This is a genomic window from Algoriphagus aquimarinus (assembly GCF_007997215.1).
GTDB lineage: Bacteria > Bacteroidota > Bacteroidia > Cytophagales > Cyclobacteriaceae > Algoriphagus > Algoriphagus aquimarinus_A.
The window spans coordinates 213,929-229,874 of record NZ_VORW01000005.1 but is presented as its reverse complement, the minus strand read 5'-3'; the positions used below and the strand labels follow the sequence as shown (position 1 = coordinate 229,874).

Here is a 15,946-nt window from a genome sequence, read left to right as displayed (position 1 = left end):
CAAAAGGGGCTTTTCAGCCCCTTTTTTTAATTAATAACAAATTGATAAACCCAAAGTAGGCAAGCATAACTTAACTTGCTTTCTGAATATTAACTTTGAATGCGATGAAATTGGAAGTTGTAGAAAAATACGATTCGATTATACAACAGAGTGATCTGGTAAGCAGGGATTTAAGTTGGTTAAAGTTTAACGAACGAGTGTTGGATCAGTCCAAAAAGGCACATCGTAGTGTTTTTGAAAAACTTAAGTTTCTTGCGATAACGGCATCCAATCTGGACGAATTTTTTATGATTCGCGTAGGATCACTTTATAATTATCTAGATTACGATAAGGAGCGAGTTGATTACTCCGGATTGAGAGAAGAGCCTTTCAAGGAAAAGTTGATGAATGAGAGTCACATGTTTCATGCGGATCAACATACTCATTTCTCTCAGGTAATTATGCCTGAATTACAAGGCCAAGGAGTAGTGCTGTGCAATGTTTCCAAGCTCACAGATAGAGAGCAGGAGAAAGTTCATGATTACTTCTTGAAAGCCATTTACCCTATGCTTACCCCGATGGTGTATGATGGGTATCGTACTTTTCCGATTCTGATGAACAAGCTGTTGGTTTTTGGAGTGGTGACTACCAGTCCAGGAGACAGACAGGATATGCGCAAGATGAGTTTTGTACAGATTCCGGCTAATATTCCCCGCTTTTTCGAAATAGAGAGAGAAGATTCTCTTTTACTGATCCCTATTGAAGAGGTGATCCGGGAAAACATCGTTTCACTCTTTAGAAATGTGGAAATCGAAGGAATGAGTCTTTTCAGAATTACCAGAAATGGTGACTTCACACTTGAAGAAAGTGAAGATATGGACGCTAACTTCCTAGAAGAAGTGAAACGGAAATTGATGGAAAGAAAAAGTGGTAGAGTAGTAAGAATAGAAATAGAGGAAGGATATAGTAAGTGGATGATGAATTCACTTTTGGAGAGATGGAATCTGAAAATGGATTCTGTATTTCTGGTAAAAAGAGAAAGTTTGATAGATTTCACAGGACTTTGGCAGATCGTGGGTAATAAAAAATTCCGTGAGCGATTACCTCAAATTCCTGATCCGGTAAAGCCCCTTTCTTATCAGGATGAAGGCTTGTCAGATATTTTTGAAGTGTTGAAGGAGAAAGACATTCTTCTTCATCATCCTTATAACAACATCGATTCGATCTTGGATTTGGTGGAAAAAGCATCCGAAGATCCTGATGTGATGGCTATCAAAATGACCATTTATAGACTGGCCAAGGATAGTAGAATCACAAAAGCCTTATTGAAAGCTGCTGAGAATGGTAAACACGTTTCGGTGCTGTTCGAGGTCAAGGCTAGGTTTGACGAAGAGAACAATATTCGTGAAGCGAAGAAACTTCAGAAAGCTGGTTGCTTTGTGATTTATGGTATTTCGCACTTGAAAACACACACCAAGCTTCTCTTAATAGTCAAGCGAGATGGTGGGGAAATTACCCGATTTGTTCACCTAGGATCAGGTAATTATAATGAAGACACGGCTAGACTTTATACTGATATTGGCTTGATGACTACCAATGAGATTTTGGCAAATGATGTGTCAGAATTTTTCAATGTAATCACAGGCCACTCCATGCCGTCTCAGTATAAAAACCTGATTACAGCTCCTCGTGACATGCGAAATCAGTTGATAGAGTACATTGAGAAAGAGTCTGAAAATGCGAGAAATGGTCTGCCAAGTGGTATTTTCATCAAGGTCAATTCCCTGGAAGATTCTGAGATGATATATGCTCTGTATCGCGCTTCCCAATCTGGTGTGACAATCAAATTAATCGTTCGCGGGATTTGCTGTATCAGACCAGGAAGAGTTGGTCTGAGTGAAAACATAGAAGTGTTATCCATTGTAGGTGATTTCTTGGAGCATTCCAGAATCTATTATTTCCATAACAATGGTGATACTAGAACTTATGCTGGTAGTGCTGACATGATGGTAAGGAGCTTTGACAAAAGATTAGAAGCCTTGTTCAAAGTCGAATCTAACTTGCTGGAAAAGCAATTGATGAACATCCTTGCTTATAACTTAAAGGATAATGTAAACTCTTATGTGATGCAGGAAGATGGTACTTACTTGGCTAAGCAGCCGGTAGGAGATGAGCCGGAATTCAATGTTCATCGAGAGTTTTTTAATCTAGATGCAGAAAAGGTAATGCAAGTTAAGCTTGTAGATTAATAGAAAAAGCCCCGATCAAAGGGGCTTTTTCGTTTTATTACGCTCGTAGAGCACTTGGATAATTCCATCTTTCAAACCCAGGTCAGGGACAAGCATTTTTTTTGATTTTGCAGCTTGCATCACGCGTTGATATATTTTTCCTGCAGGAATAATTACATCAGCTCGATCATGATTCAAGTTCAGCTTGTTCACCCGTTCTTCGAAAGTGTGGGTCTGTAAGTGACCCAATACTTCCTCGATTTTTCCATAGTCCAAATAACGCTTGTTTTTATGAGGTAGTGAGAGTTCAAAGATCTTATTGATATTCCCGCCAGTTCCTATTGAAATGACTGAAGGGGAATTTTCCAGATATTTATGTACGAAGGACTCTACAGAGTTCCAAACCGGGGTAGCTACTTTGTCCTCCAATGCGCGTACAGAACCAATTTGAAATGATTTCGAAGCTATTTTTTCACGACTCTTATAAATGTTCAGCTCTGTGCTACCACCTCCTACATCTATATGTATGTAAGTCTTTTCATCGAAAAACTTATTAAGAGATTGATTGATCAGCTCGGCTTCCCTGTTACCATCTATAATGTTGATTTTCAGCCCAATTTCTTCCCTTACTTCAAGCGCTATTTCCTTGCCATTTACACTTTCTCGCATTGCAGAAGTAGCACATGCCATATAATCATCAACTTCATAAAGGTCAATGAGAATCTTAAATGCTTTCATCAATTTGACGAATTTCCTTCTGTTTATTTCAGAGATCTTTTGATTGTGAAATACATCCAGGCCCAAACGAAGTGGAAATCGAAGGTATTCGACTTTCTTGAATTTGATGATTCCTTCGTATTGCGTTACGCTCGTGATTTGCATTCTTATGGCATTGGAGCCAATGTCTACTGCTGCTAATTTCAAAGGCAGATTGGATTAGTTGATTAAAGGATTTTTCTTCGGAGCGTTTACTTTTTCTTCTGTGCGACCACTAGCATGATTACACCGGCCGCCACTACAATTCCTCCTGCATAGGTTGGCCAGGTAACGTCTCTTTGCTTATCTGCACTAATTTGAATTGGACCTGCGTCTACTACCTTTTCTTTGGTAGTGAAGGAAAAACTATTGCTGAAGAGCATTAAAATGCCAGCGACGATTAATACAATACTGAAGATTTTCATAGTTGTTTTGGGTTAAATTGTTTGGGTCGTGATAGTGTTGCTGGCTTGATATGTGTAAAATACGTAGTTGTGACATATTTTCTGAGAATTAAAAAGGGAAAAAGTATGGAATGCCTAATGTGGCCACTATCCAAAGAAGAAGATTTAAAGGAGTCCCTACTTTTATAAAGTCGGTAAACCTATAATTTCCAGGTGTATAGATCATCGTGTTAGTCTGGTATCCCATTGGAGTCATAAAACTTAAGCTAGCAGCAAAGGTGACTGCCATTAGCATTGGCCTTGCATCCACATCTAGTGCTGCAGCAATACTTATCGCAATAGGGGCCAGTAAAGCTGCAGTTGCGTTATTTGACATCACGTTTGTCATGATAAAAGTTAAGGCGAATAAAGAACTCATTACAGCTCTTGGTCCAAATTGTCCTACACTTTCTACGATATAATCACCAATCAATTGTGAGCCGCCGGTCTTCTCCAGAGCCAAACCCATAGACAATACACCTGCAAGCATGAGGATAACTTTCCAGTCAATAGCTTTATAAGCTTGTTCTGTACTGAGTGATCCCAACATAATAAGTGCAATTCCTCCAGCTACTGCCGTTACTACAATGGGAAATACTTCAAAAGATGCCAGTCCTATAATTAATGCAAGCACAGCAAGAGTTAAGATGCTTTTGGTTTTGTTTAATACTTTGCTTTTAGTCTCTGAGAGTAAGAGCAGATCGTCACTGTTCTCTACGCTTTGAATGGATTCTTCTGATGCTCTCAATAGTAAAATGTCTCCAGCTCTTAAGTCTGTTTTGGAAAGAAGTGCATTGAGCATATCTGACCTATGTCTAATTCCAATGACTAATACCTGATTGTATAACTTTTTGAAATTCAAGTCCTTTATATTTTTGTTGATAAGGAATGAATTAGGTGTAACTAAGGCTTCATATAATCTTTCATCCTCGCTGGTGATGTTTTCCTCATTCCATTTTAAGTCTGCTTTTAGTTCTATTCCTGCGGTAGATTTGATTTTCTCCAAGGTTTCTTTGTCGCAGTTAATTCGTATGATATCACCTTCCTGAATGGATGTATTTGGGTAAACACGTATTTTCCTTCCATCTGATCGAATGATCTGTAATGGCTTCATTGGTAGTTTGTCAAAAAGCTTATGCTTAAACAGGGGTTCATTTAGCTGTTCATAGTCTTTTAAGATGACCAATTCTGAGAGATAATTTCCGAGTTGAATACTATCTCCCACTTCTGATTTAGGTTTTCTGTTAGGGGTGAGCCACCTTCCGATGGTTAGCATGTAGATTAATCCTGTTGCAAAAAAGACTAAGCCCATTAAGCTCATTTCAAAAATACCAAATGACGGAAGACCAGCTTTTTCAGCAATACCACTGACCAAAATATTAGTGCTTGTTCCCAGCAATGTGCAAATACCTCCCATCAATGCACCAAAAGAAAGTGGCATGAGAAGCTTGGATGGAGGAATATTATCAGTTTTGTTCAATCTTATTACAGCTGGCATCAGCAGTGCCACTACTGCCGTATCACTTATAAAAGCTGACAGAAATCCCGCAGATATCATTAAGGTGAATAGGAGGTGAGTTTGGCCTTTTCCTGCTTGGGCACTTAGTTTATGGGTGAAACTATCGAGTAGGCCAGTATTGAAGATCGCAGCCGAAACAACAAACATAGCAGCAACAGTGATAGTGGCAGGATTGGAAAACCCTGATAAACCTTCCTCTACATTCAGGATTCCTGTGAGCAGAAATGCCACCATTACTCCGATGGAAACGGTATCGATAGTGAATTTTTCTGTAAAAAAAAGAATGATGGCAAGCCCAATAATTGAAAAAACAAGACCGATTTCAAAAGTCATTTATTACATGTTTAGGTAATTCCCTTTTTTAAGCTTCTTACGAATGCGGAAATAATTAGCAATTCCGATTAGTAAAAACACAAAACTCAATCCAAATGCCAAGTACCCCAAGTCCCTCACGTGGTCAAGTTCTTTTACTTCAAAAAGTGCTGTACCTGATACTAAAAAATAAAGAGATGTACGAATAAAAGATAATAAAGTCCTGTCGTTTGCGAGTGTTGTACGCTGTCTTGCCAAATAATCACGAATTATTAATTCTCTTTCCAAGTCATTTTCCATATTTGTATTTTATTTATTTATATTGAAATAGTTCAACCTCCTTTAATTATGAAAAGAATTTCTACACTTTTCCTCTTTATTTTGTTTTCTGGGCAATTATTTTCCCAAGAAGTAGTATTGACCGCGCAAGATACTAGCTATTGGTTGAAAGAATTAAACGGAGGATTAAATCTTAACCAAGCCTCTTTCAGTGGTAACTGGCAAGGTGGTGGTGTCAATTCAATTGCCTTAGGAGTTTATCTAAATGGAAGGGCAAATTATGCTAAAGACAAATGGTCTTGGGATAACACGATGGACTTTATCTATGGTGTAGTGAAAAATAAGAATGAAGATGGTCGCAAATCCAATGACCGTATTTTCTTGGATTCCAAAGTGGGATATGAGATTAATGACAAATGGAATTACTTCTTTGCCGTCAATTTTCTCTCTCAATTTGCTCCTGGCTATGAATTTCCTGAGGATGCAGAAAAAATTCTTATCTCAAAGTTTGCCAATCCAGCCTATCTTACTACTTCTATCGGTGTAGAATATAAGCCAAATGATGAATTTAGCCTTCGTATTTCACCTTTCTCACCTAGATGGACATTTGTGACTGATACAAACCTGTATTTGAATGTGCCAAACAATTATGGAGTAGAAATAGGAGAAACAGTAAGAACAGAATGGTTAGCCTTCAGTTTGATGGCTGATTACAATAAAAAACTTTCTGAAAATCTATCCTTAAAGCTTAGATATCAAATGTTTGCGAACTACGAAACATTTGCTTTTAATGCTATAGACCATCGTCTGGACTTCGGTTTAACGGCAAAAGTATCTAACCTTGTGAATGTTAGTTTAACAAGTTTAATGATCTACGATTTGGATCAGGACAATAAAATTCAATTTAGTCAAGGATTAGCATTGGGAATTGCATTTAAACGTGGTAACTTCCCTGAGAAGAAATAATCAAAACAAATTTATATTTGGAATTTTGATTTGATTATAAAAGTATTATTTTTGAATTCATTGTGGTAGTTAAATAATAGTTGGTTTAGTTTTCAAATAAAGGGCAGGAGATTTTCTCCTGCTTTTTTATTGTATATATACAAGGTCTATCAATTTTTACTTGAAATAATCCTATTTTTTTAAATTGACAAGAAAGTTACCTTTGAAACCAATAACCTATCTAACCTAAAATGAATAATAAGATATTTCTAATTTGTTGTTGTCTATTTATCAAGACAATAGCATCTGTCGCACAGGAGAGCCCAATTCCATTTGAAGTGCTACCTCTTCAAAACCTAAGTGAATTTCAATCAACAAGCGGGAATTGGACCATCGTAAAAGACGTATTCTACGATCTCAATGGTGGAGCCTCCAAAATCACAAATGGCACTGGTATTTTACTGAACACCTTAGACAAAGGTGAAAATCAACCCATCAAGTCTTCTTTTGAGCATGGTGACATAGAGTTGGAGCTTGACTTCATGATGCCCAAAGGCAGCAATTCAGGAGTTTACCTTCAGGGTAGATATGAGGTGCAACTTTTTGACTCTTGGGCAGTGAAGAACCCTAAGTATTCTGACGCAGGTGCTATTTATCAGCGTTGGGATAGTAGTAGAGGAGTTGGCAGAGAAGGATATGAAGGACATCCGCCTCTTGTGAATGTAAGCAGAGCGCCTGGACTTTGGCAGTCTCTCCGAATTGTGTTTAGAGCTCCTCGCTTTGATTCACAAGGCAAAAAAGTCTCAAATGCCAAATTTATATCTGTCCACCAAAATGGTGTGCTGGTTCAGAAAAACATTGAAGTAACTGGCCCTACGCAAGCTGCATTCTTTGATGATGAGCAAGCAATGGGACCGTTGGTTATTCAGGGAGATCATGGTGGAGTGGCTATTCGGAATATTAAATACAAAACTTACGGCGCAGCAATGGTGACTTTGAAAGACATGAAGCTCACCTATTATGAAAGTATTAAAACCATTAATGATTTTGCAAAAGCTAGCCCTAAGGGCGAAATGAATATTGATGTCTTGGCACATTTAGCTCCAGCTACTAGAAATGAGTTTTCAGGAACGATCGAAGGAATCTTAAGCATACCAAGTGACGGTGAATATTTCTTTAACTTAAATCTAGCCTGGGTGCCGGATGATACCCCTCCAGGGCGTATCAATGGTGCAGGAAAACTATTTGTCGACGAGCAAGAAGTGGTTTATGTAGATGGTGTTACGGGTAAAGCCAATGGTTCTACTCATTTGACTTCCGGTGATCACAAAATCAAGTTGAATTACTTCAAAACTTTTGGTCACTGGTATGCACCTAGTAATGATATCACACTTACCGTAGAAGGAAAAGGCGTAGCTAGAACTGCCCTTAATGTTCCTCTGAGAGCTAATGATCCAGTTGGTCAGATAGCTGTCAAAGTAAATGATCAAACTGTGATGCAAAGAGGTTTTATCATGCACCATGGAGAGAAGCGTACGCATACAGTAGCAGTGGGCCAACCTGGTGGGGCAAATTATGCAATCGATTTGAACAGAGGTGAGCTACTGAATGTATGGAGAGGAGATTTTGTAGAAACTACTCCGATGTGGTATGGTCGTGGTGAAACTCAGCTGATGTTGCCATTAGGGAATGTCATTGAATTTGCAGGTAAACCAACTGTGGCTGTACTTCCGAATAAAGACGCCGCGTGGCCTCAGGAAATTGAAGGTTTTGCATACACTGAGTATGAAGTATTGAAAAATGGCGATCCAGTGATCTTATATGAAATGCCCGGAGTAACTATCCGTGAGACATTTGAAACCGGGGACTCAGGAAAGAAATTGGTTCATTCACTTAGCGTCACCGCTGAGGATGAAAGTAAGCAACTCTATTGCTTAGTAGCTCATGGATCAAAAATCGAAAAACTGCCAAATGGGCTTTATGCGATAGATGACAAATCTTATTACGTTGAGTTTGAAAGAAAGACCTCGCCAATTTTAAGAACAACCAGCGATGGTTCTCAAGAGTTGATTTTACCGGTGCAGTTGAAAGACAACATGGGAAAGGTTACGTATTCAATTGTTTGGTAATTAATAGGAAGCAGCATGAAAAATCTAATGAAACTCAATACTACAAAAGGATTTGCTTTTGCCTTGGCTTGCCTATTTATCGGTCAAGTTGAATTAAAAGCCCAGGATAAAGCGCCTATGATGGTGCCTGAGACTGAGGATGATTTCTATAAGATGATCTCCTTACCAGTTCCAGAAGATGTGATTTTGGAAGTAGGCGGTATGGCAACTTTGCCTGACGGCAGTTTGGCAATATGTACTAGAAGAGGAGAGGTTTGGATAGTATCCAGCCCAAATATTTCCGGTAGCGAGAAGCCTGTTTACAAGAAGTTCGCTACTGGTTTACACGAGCCTTTGGGATTAGCATACCATGATGGAGACATCTACGTGACTCAGAGAAGTGAGTTAACGCGCTTACGTGATACCGATGGAGATGGTCAAGCCGATATATATAAGAAAATTTACTCTTGGCCTCTTTCAGGAAATTACCACGAGTATTCCTACGGGCCTACTTTCCTGCCAAACGGTAATATGCTCGTCACGCTTAACGTAGGCTGGAGCAATAGTCTAGGTCACGGCGTGAGTTTGGTGCCTTGGAGAGGTTGGGCCTTGGAGATTACTCCTGAAGGAGAAATGATACCTTACGCTGCGGGAATGCGTTCTCCAGCTGGATATGGTATGAATGCTGAAGGTGATTTCTTTTATACTGAGAACCAAGGTGACTGGGTTGGATCAGGAAGAATCTCACACGTGGAGAAAGGTGATTTCCTAGGTAATGCGGAGAGCTTAGCTTGGTCTGGCTTACCAGGATCTCCTGTGACGTTAAAGAAGGAAGATATTCCAAATACTGGAGAACCATTTTATGATGTAGCTAAGCGAGTTCCAGGTCTGAAAGCACCTGCAGTTTGGTTGCCACATGGTATTTTGGGAATTTCTACCTCAGGATTTTTGAATGATAATACAGCAGGTGGATTTGGCCCTTTTGCCAATCAGGTATTTGTAGGTGATCAGGGACAAAGTACTATTGCTCGCGTTGATTTTGAGAAAGTCAATGGTGTTTACCAGGGAGTTGTTTTTCCATTTAGAGAGGGCTTTTCTTCTGGTATCCTGAGAATGGTCTGGGGGAATGATGCTTCCATGTTTGTAGGAATGACTAGCCGGGGTTGGTCTTCTACGGGCAAGGAATTATTCAGTTTGCAGCGATTGGTGTGGACAGGAAGAATGCCTTTTGAGATGAAGACTATCAAGTCTAAGCCTGATGGATTTGAGATTGAATTCACAGAGCCTGTGAATAAGGAATTGGCAGAGGATCCGGCTAATTACCAAGTAACAGGCTTCACTTATAAGTACCAAGCGGCTTATGGTAGTCCTGTGATTAATAATGAGCCTTGCAAAATCATTGGCGTAGTAGTCTCAGAAGATGGGATGAAAGCTCGATTAGTACTGGATAATTTGCGTCTTGGATATATTCACGAGATCAAAGCAGAAGGAGTGAAATCAACCGAAGGAAAACCACTTCTACATACTGTGGGCTATTATACCTTGAACAATTTTGGTGCAGGGGAAAAAGTAGATGTCGCTCAATTCAAAGCCAGACATGATCACGAAATGATGATGAAGTCGCAGGCAGATAGCGCAGCGAAAGCTCAGGCTGATGCTGAAGCAAAAGCTCAGGCTGCTGCAGCAAAGAAACAAGCAACAGCAAATAAGCCTGCAACTGCTAAAATGGCAAAACATGTGACGACTATGCCAGCTAACTGGGATGGCAAAGCGGATGTTACCATTAATATGGGTACAAAGCCAGGCCTAAAGTTTGATCCTGCTCAATTGCAGGTGAAGGCTGGTAGCAAAGTGAAGTTAGTCTTCCAAAATGTGGATGATATGCTACATAATTTCGTGATCGTGATGCCAGGAACTGCCATAGAAGTAGGAGAGGCGGCGATGGCGTTAGGCTTAGAAGGGCAGCAAAAGGATTACATTCCAAATACTAGCAAAGTGCTTGTGCACACTAAATTGCTACAGCCAAGCGAATCAACCACTATTTATTTCATTGCTCCAACAGAGCCAGGAGACTACACCTATGTATGTACTGTTCCAGGGCATTTCTATACCATGCAGGGAATATTGAAAGTGGTGAAATAAATGTGCTTAGGAACTGCAAATGAAGTCAGCAATCTTATTTGCTCTGTTTTGATGGCGGGAAGACCGATGACGGGTGACCGAAGTAGCCTCACTTTTAAAGGATGCCTTATTAGTTTTGGCTAACCTTTTACGGTTTCAAATACAGGACATTAAAAAAGCGCAGATCTTAACGGTCTGCGCTTTTTTAATGTCCTATAAATTTGATTAATCCAGATTGAAAATGGACTTTAATTCTACGGCATCTTCCGGCTTCATTCTTTTTGCCAGAACCAATCTCAATTGCCTTCTTCTTAAAGCTCCTTCGTAATTCTCTATTTCCTCAGGAGTTTCAGGGACTAGTTCAGGGATTCTTGATGGTTTATTATTCTCATTTACAGCTACGAAAGTGAAAAATGCCCGATGAGTCATGACTTTCTTATTGGCAGGGATATCCTCAGCAGTCACTTCTATAAATACTTCCATGGAAGAATTAAACGCGCGGGTTACCTGAGCTTTCAGTGTCACTACATTACCAAGAGCAATAGGTTGCTGAAAGGAAATGTTATCCGCAGAGGCAGTCACCACGATGCTGTTAGAATGCTTCTGAGCAGCTATAGCAGCTACTATGTCCATCCAATGCATCAGTTTGCCACCCATTAAGTTGTTTAGCGTGTTGGTATCGTTAGGAAGAACCATCTCAGTCATGATCACTGCAGACTCTTTTGCGAATTTCTTTTTGCTCATAAAATCTAAATTTTAACAAAAATAGAAATAAAATTTGGCTGAAAAACTTTGATGATTAATAATCGAAATTTTATTTTGAAATAACATGAATTTCGGAAAAGCAGAAATCTCAAATCCGATATCGAAAATCTCAAATCTCAAATTTTAGATTTCAAATTTTAGATTTCAAATTTGCTCAACCCCAACCATCTTTCCCCAAAAGAGGCACAAAAGCAAATCCCTCGTATTCTTCCTGAGCAGTCTTCGAAGTTGACATTTTAGTGATTTTTAGCATAGCTTGTTTACGCTTATCACCCACGGGAATCACCAGTATCCCACCTATTTTCAATTGCTGAATCAAAGCCTCTGGCACTACAGGAGCTCCGGCAGTGACAATGATCTTGTCATAAGGAGCATAAGCTGGAAGTCCGCCTGTTCCATCACCATAAAAAAGATGCATTTCTATTCCCAGTCTTGACAAAAACCGCTTGGTTCCTTCAAATAATTTCTTTTGGTATTCGATAGTAAATACTTCAGCACCAAGTAAATGAAGGATGCTTCCTTGGTATCCAGAACCTGTGCCGATTTCTAGCACTCGTTCACCTTCCTTGATCTCCAAAAGCTCCGTTTGGAAGGCAACTGTGTAAGGTTGGGAAATGGTCTGACCTTCTCCAATCGGGAAGGCTTTGTCTTCGTAAGCATGGGAAATCAATGCGGAATCAAAGAAGAAATGACGGGGTAAGGTGTTGATTGCCTGAAGTACACGCTCATTCTTAATTCCCTTTTCCCGAAGCAAGGCCACAAGAGCTCTACGTTTTCCTTTATGTAAATATGTGTCTTCGAGTTTGAGTAGGGGCATAAGTATTTTGTGATTCTATGGTCGAAGATAAAAGAATATTTGGCTTAATTTGAACTAGAATTGGGCATTTGTTGCTTAATCATTGAACCTTTGAAAGTTAAATTCACCTCCATGTTTACAGGAATTATAGAAGCTTTTGGCACCATTCGGAATATTACTCATGATGGAACCAATGTTCATTTTGATATAGACTCTGCACTTTCTTCAGAATTGAAGATTGATCAGTCATTAGCACATGACGGCGTTTGCCTCACTGTAGTGCAAACTACGCCTGATTCATACCGTGTGACAGCGATAGATGAGACTATCCAGAAGACGAACCTGTCTCAATGGAAAGTGGATAAGAAAGTCAACTTGGAGCGCTGCATGCCTGCGAATGGGCGCTTTGACGGGCATATAGTGCAAGGTCATGTAGATCAAGTAGGAAAGGTAAAAGGAATTACTGATCAAAACGGATCATGGGTTTTTGATCTGGAGTTTGAGCATGGACTGGGAAATGTAACCGTGGAGAAAGGATCTATCACGATCAACGGAACGAGTCTTACTTGTTTCAATTCTGGTCCCGGTAGATTCTCAGTGGCTATTATCCCTTACACTTTTGAGCATACCAACTTTCATCAGCTGGTTCCTGGTGATCTGGTCAATCTGGAGTTTGATATTTTGGGCAAATACATTCAGAGAATCACCAAGGGCTACGATTTGCCATAACATAAAAAAGGCCATTTCTAATCAGAAATGGCCTTTTTTATGTTCAATTGAGTTTTTACTTCAAGCTGATTGTTTTGTCCTCAGCATCTTTCACCAGTCTGAAACCCACATTGGAAGTTCCGCTATCAAATGCTTGTCCCTGACGAGCTGATGGTCTATAATTTACACAGTAGTTGTCAGCGCAAAGGAAAGATCCACCTTTGATCACATGCTCCATCGCATAAGGATTGTCAGGATTGTAACATTGGTTCATACCTGCATCCAACTTAGGAGCCTGACCGGCTAGTCTTGCGTATTTGAGCGCATCATACCAATCATCCGTCAATTCCCAGACATTTCCTATCATATCATATAATCCGAATGTATTTGGAGCAAAGGATTTAACCGGTGAGGCTCCCTCGTAACCATCGAGATTTTGATTGTCATTAGGGAAATTTCCCTGAAATGTATTGGCCAAGTATTGACCATTTGGTGTCAATTCATCACCCCAAGCGAAGCGTTTGCCTTCAGCTCCACCGCGTGCAGCGAATTCCCACTCATTTTCTGTAGGTAATCTTTTTCCAGCCCACTTCGCAAATGCTTTCGCATCTTCATAAGCAACATGTACTACCGGGTGATTTTCTCTTCCTTTTAGATTAGATTCTGGCCCATCAGGATTTTTCCAGCTGGCACCTTCTACCCACACCCACCAAAGGGAAATATCTTGAGTAGGAACAGCGTAGGCTGGAGGGCTGAAAACCATCGATCCAGCTACTAAAAGAGCTTCATCTGGCTTTGGTGTGCCTGGAGGCAATTGCTTTTTGAGATCTTCCCATTCTGGCTTTTTCTCTGCTACAGTCACATAGCCAGTTTCTTCCACGAATTTGGTGTATTCAGCATTTGTTACTTCATGGGTATCCATCCAAAATCCCTTTACCTGAAGATTAACTGCAGGTTTTTCGGCATCGTAGGCATCTGCTTCATTTGTTCCCATGACGAATTCACCTCCTGGAATCCACACCATACCTTCCACTTTTTCAGAAGGCTCGGGCATGGAGGATATGACCATTTTTTCTTCATCGATCGCTTTGTCAGTAGCTTTCTCCTGACAGGCAAAAAATGAAGTACTAAACAGTATAAGGCTAGCAATACTGTATTTTATTGAATTGTTCATATTTGCTTACTTCAGCTTTAAAAGTAGTAGAATCTTTTGTGGATGTGAAGGATTTCTACATGTGAGGCTATTTTACTCCTCTTCTATAGGAAGAGCATTTATCTTTTCCACTACTTTTTTACGCAATTTGTTAAAGAATTGCTTTCGATCTTTTTCACCTACAATACTGATTTGAGTAGATTTCTTGATGAGATTGTCCAGATTCCGAAACATGGCATTATTGAATGACGGGTCTGAAGTGCCATGGAAATAAATAACGCTGTGATTTAGATAAGTGACTTTTTTCTCATCCATTGTTGCAAAAAATGTATTGTCACCAATGATAAATTCATTCAAAAAGAAATTGTAATCAGCACCTTCAATCTCCGGATGGGAAGGGAGAATTTTTTTTCCTTTTTCTGCCATCTTCTCCAAGTTATCAATTACTTCGAGCATGCAATTATATAAGAATACTGTGTCTTCGGTGGAAGTCATGATTCCCATTTCATGATACAATTCTATTTGCCTAAGGGTGCTATTTATGCCTTCAATATTCCAGATTTCTGTCGTTGGAATCTTATGATATGCCTTGAGGATTTTCTGAGTTATTTCAGCAAATTGACCGTATAAATTATCCTTAATGGAGTATTTAGATTCCTTTAAACTTTCCGTAAATAGTATCGATTTCCTCCAGAAAAAGAACTTAAACGCAGCCAATTCCTCATGATAATAGTGATGAAAAGGGGGCATGTCTTTCACAAGCCAATAGATGTGCTTTTTGGAAAAACTATTGACTAGATTAAGTTGTGCATACACATCTTCCATCCAATTCATGAAGCTATTTTCCTGATAATCATTCTGATTACCCTGGAATAGAATGCTGTTGGAATGAAGATTAAAAAAGGTGTCAACGGAGACATTGAAGCGATTGCAAAGAATTTCCAATTCAGCGAAGTCCAATAATTTTTCTCCGCGAATTCTTCTATACGCACTATCAATGCTGATCTCTAATATCTCTGCAATCTCATCTACCAATGAATTATAACTTGGTAAGGACAACTTTAGAGTTTGGAAAAATGCCGCTTGGTTCTTGTTGAAGCTCATAGAAACAAGGATCTTAGGAGATTGAAATAGTAAAATCCTTATTAAGATATATGAAAGATGAGTAAGAAAAAATGAATAGGACAATAAATAAGTGAAACTAATGACCCATCAAAAAATGTGTTTAGTGAAGCTGGATGAATTATTGGGTGTCTTTTACTTCATATAGAAAGTAATCTATGATCTTATCTGTGGTTTTTAGCACTTTTTTACTCTTGGTTTTTTGACTGCTGACTTCAGTGACTCCTGTCAAGGTCATTAGAAGTTTGTCCTCCTTTGGATCTATGAAATCCACAATTACCTGCACTAATTCATAGGTACTAGTTTTGGCGTTATTCTGGTTATTGAAGTAAGGGTTGTATCTCCATGGATCCCAAACTCTATAGCCCCAGTATGGGTAAGGGTTATTATTTTGAAAGGTTTCTCTTTTTCTGGGATCTTCATTTGAAGTATAACGGATGACCAGTTCCGGCTCCGTTTTATCATATATTAATCCTTGCTCTTCGAGAGCTTCCTGCAGGTGAATTTGCACTTGCTGATCGATTAGTTCAGAAGAGAAACTGCGCATTCCAACTTCCTGATTGATAATCACAAATGATTTATAGGGCCTTTTGATTGGGATTTCATTATTCTCCTCAAAAATATCTATAGCGGTGCAGGAGCTGAGAGCTAGCGCAAAAACGAGAAAGATGAAGAGGTGATTTATGTGTATGCGATTCATAGTTTCAAGGTT

14 protein-coding genes are annotated in these 15,946 nt (G+C 39.4%); 5 read left to right on the top strand and 9 right to left on the bottom strand.

Annotated features, from left to right (window positions below):
* The first annotated feature begins 104 nt into the window (after positions 1-104).
* A complete protein-coding gene (gene ppk1 / locus ESV85_RS11165; RefSeq protein ID WP_146917587.1) occupies positions 105-2,228 on the top strand; it encodes a polyphosphate kinase 1 in 2,124 nt (707 codons plus the stop codon).
* Positions 2,229-2,243: 15 nt separating this feature from the next.
* Here the strand turns inward: ppk1 and ESV85_RS11160 are convergent, their stop codons facing one another.
* The 4 genes from ESV85_RS11160 to ESV85_RS11145 all read right to left on the bottom strand — a co-directional run bounded on the left by ESV85_RS11160 (position 2,244) and on the right by ESV85_RS11145 (position 5,537).
* Positions 2,244-3,131, bottom strand: coding sequence for a Ppx/GppA phosphatase family protein (locus tag ESV85_RS11160; protein ID WP_146917586.1), 888 nt, complete (start codon positions 3,129-3,131; stop codon positions 2,244-2,246).
* Positions 3,132-3,175: 44 nt separating this feature from the next.
* Positions 3,176-3,388: a hypothetical protein gene (locus ESV85_RS11155; protein WP_146917584.1), complete on the bottom strand. Its 213-nt coding sequence runs from the start codon at positions 3,386-3,388 to the stop codon at positions 3,176-3,178.
* Between the two features lie 88 nt (positions 3,389-3,476).
* Positions 3,477-5,258 (bottom strand): SLC13 family permease, encoded by a 1,782-nt coding sequence (locus ESV85_RS11150; protein WP_146917582.1) that lies wholly within the window; start codon positions 5,256-5,258, stop codon positions 3,477-3,479.
* A gap of 3 nt (positions 5,259-5,261) precedes the next feature.
* Positions 5,262-5,537 (bottom strand): YidH family protein, encoded by a 276-nt coding sequence (locus tag ESV85_RS11145; protein WP_146917580.1) that lies wholly within the window; start codon positions 5,535-5,537, stop codon positions 5,262-5,264.
* Positions 5,538-5,585: 48 nt separating this feature from the next.
* Between ESV85_RS11145 and ESV85_RS11140 the strand changes: the two genes are divergently transcribed.
* From ESV85_RS11140 to ESV85_RS11130, 3 genes are all read left to right on the top strand, one after another.
* A complete protein-coding gene (locus ESV85_RS11140) occupies positions 5,586-6,482 on the top strand; it encodes a DUF3078 domain-containing protein (RefSeq protein WP_146917578.1) in 897 nt (298 codons plus the stop codon).
* 230 nt (positions 6,483-6,712) lie between these two features.
* Positions 6,713-8,590 (top strand): DUF1080 domain-containing protein, encoded by a 1,878-nt coding sequence (locus ESV85_RS11135; protein ID WP_146917576.1) that lies wholly within the window; start codon positions 6,713-6,715, stop codon positions 8,588-8,590.
* A 120-nt stretch (positions 8,591-8,710) separates the two neighbouring features.
* Positions 8,711-10,711 carry a plastocyanin/azurin family copper-binding protein gene (locus ESV85_RS11130; protein WP_410488857.1) on the top strand — a complete coding sequence of 667 codons (2,001 nt, stop codon included), beginning with the start codon at positions 8,711-8,713 and terminating at the stop codon, positions 10,709-10,711.
* Between the two features lie 204 nt (positions 10,712-10,915).
* Here ESV85_RS11130 and ESV85_RS11125 read toward each other — a convergent pair whose 3' ends face one another.
* Both ESV85_RS11125 and ESV85_RS11120 read right to left on the bottom strand, forming a co-directional pair.
* Entirely contained in the window at positions 10,916-11,434 is a 519-nt protein-coding gene (locus ESV85_RS11125) for an acyl-CoA thioesterase (protein WP_146917572.1), read from the bottom strand.
* 175 nt (positions 11,435-11,609) lie between these two features.
* On the bottom strand, positions 11,610-12,272 hold the full coding sequence (locus ESV85_RS11120; RefSeq protein WP_146917570.1) for a protein-L-isoaspartate(D-aspartate) O-methyltransferase: 663 nt from the start codon (positions 12,270-12,272) through the stop codon (positions 11,610-11,612).
* A 111-nt stretch (positions 12,273-12,383) separates the two neighbouring features.
* Between ESV85_RS11120 and ESV85_RS11115 the strand changes: the two genes are divergently transcribed.
* Positions 12,384-12,980, top strand: coding sequence for a riboflavin synthase (locus tag ESV85_RS11115; protein WP_146917660.1), 597 nt, complete (start codon positions 12,384-12,386; stop codon positions 12,978-12,980).
* A gap of 55 nt (positions 12,981-13,035) precedes the next feature.
* On the opposite strand, the gene ESV85_RS11110 is transcribed toward ESV85_RS11115, so the two are convergent.
* The 3 genes from ESV85_RS11110 to ESV85_RS11100 all read right to left on the bottom strand — a co-directional run bounded on the left by ESV85_RS11110 (position 13,036) and on the right by ESV85_RS11100 (position 15,934).
* Positions 13,036-14,133 carry a formylglycine-generating enzyme family protein gene (locus tag ESV85_RS11110; protein ID WP_146917569.1) on the bottom strand — a complete coding sequence of 366 codons (1,098 nt, stop codon included), beginning with the start codon at positions 14,131-14,133 and terminating at the stop codon, positions 13,036-13,038.
* A gap of 72 nt (positions 14,134-14,205) precedes the next feature.
* On the bottom strand, positions 14,206-15,216 hold the full coding sequence (locus ESV85_RS11105; protein ID WP_146917567.1) for a hypothetical protein: 1,011 nt from the start codon (positions 15,214-15,216) through the stop codon (positions 14,206-14,208).
* A 139-nt stretch (positions 15,217-15,355) separates the two neighbouring features.
* Positions 15,356-15,934, bottom strand: a complete 579-nt coding sequence (locus tag ESV85_RS11100; RefSeq protein ID WP_146917566.1) for a DUF4136 domain-containing protein — start codon at positions 15,932-15,934, stop codon at positions 15,356-15,358.
* Between the last annotated feature and the right edge of the window lie 12 nt (positions 15,935-15,946).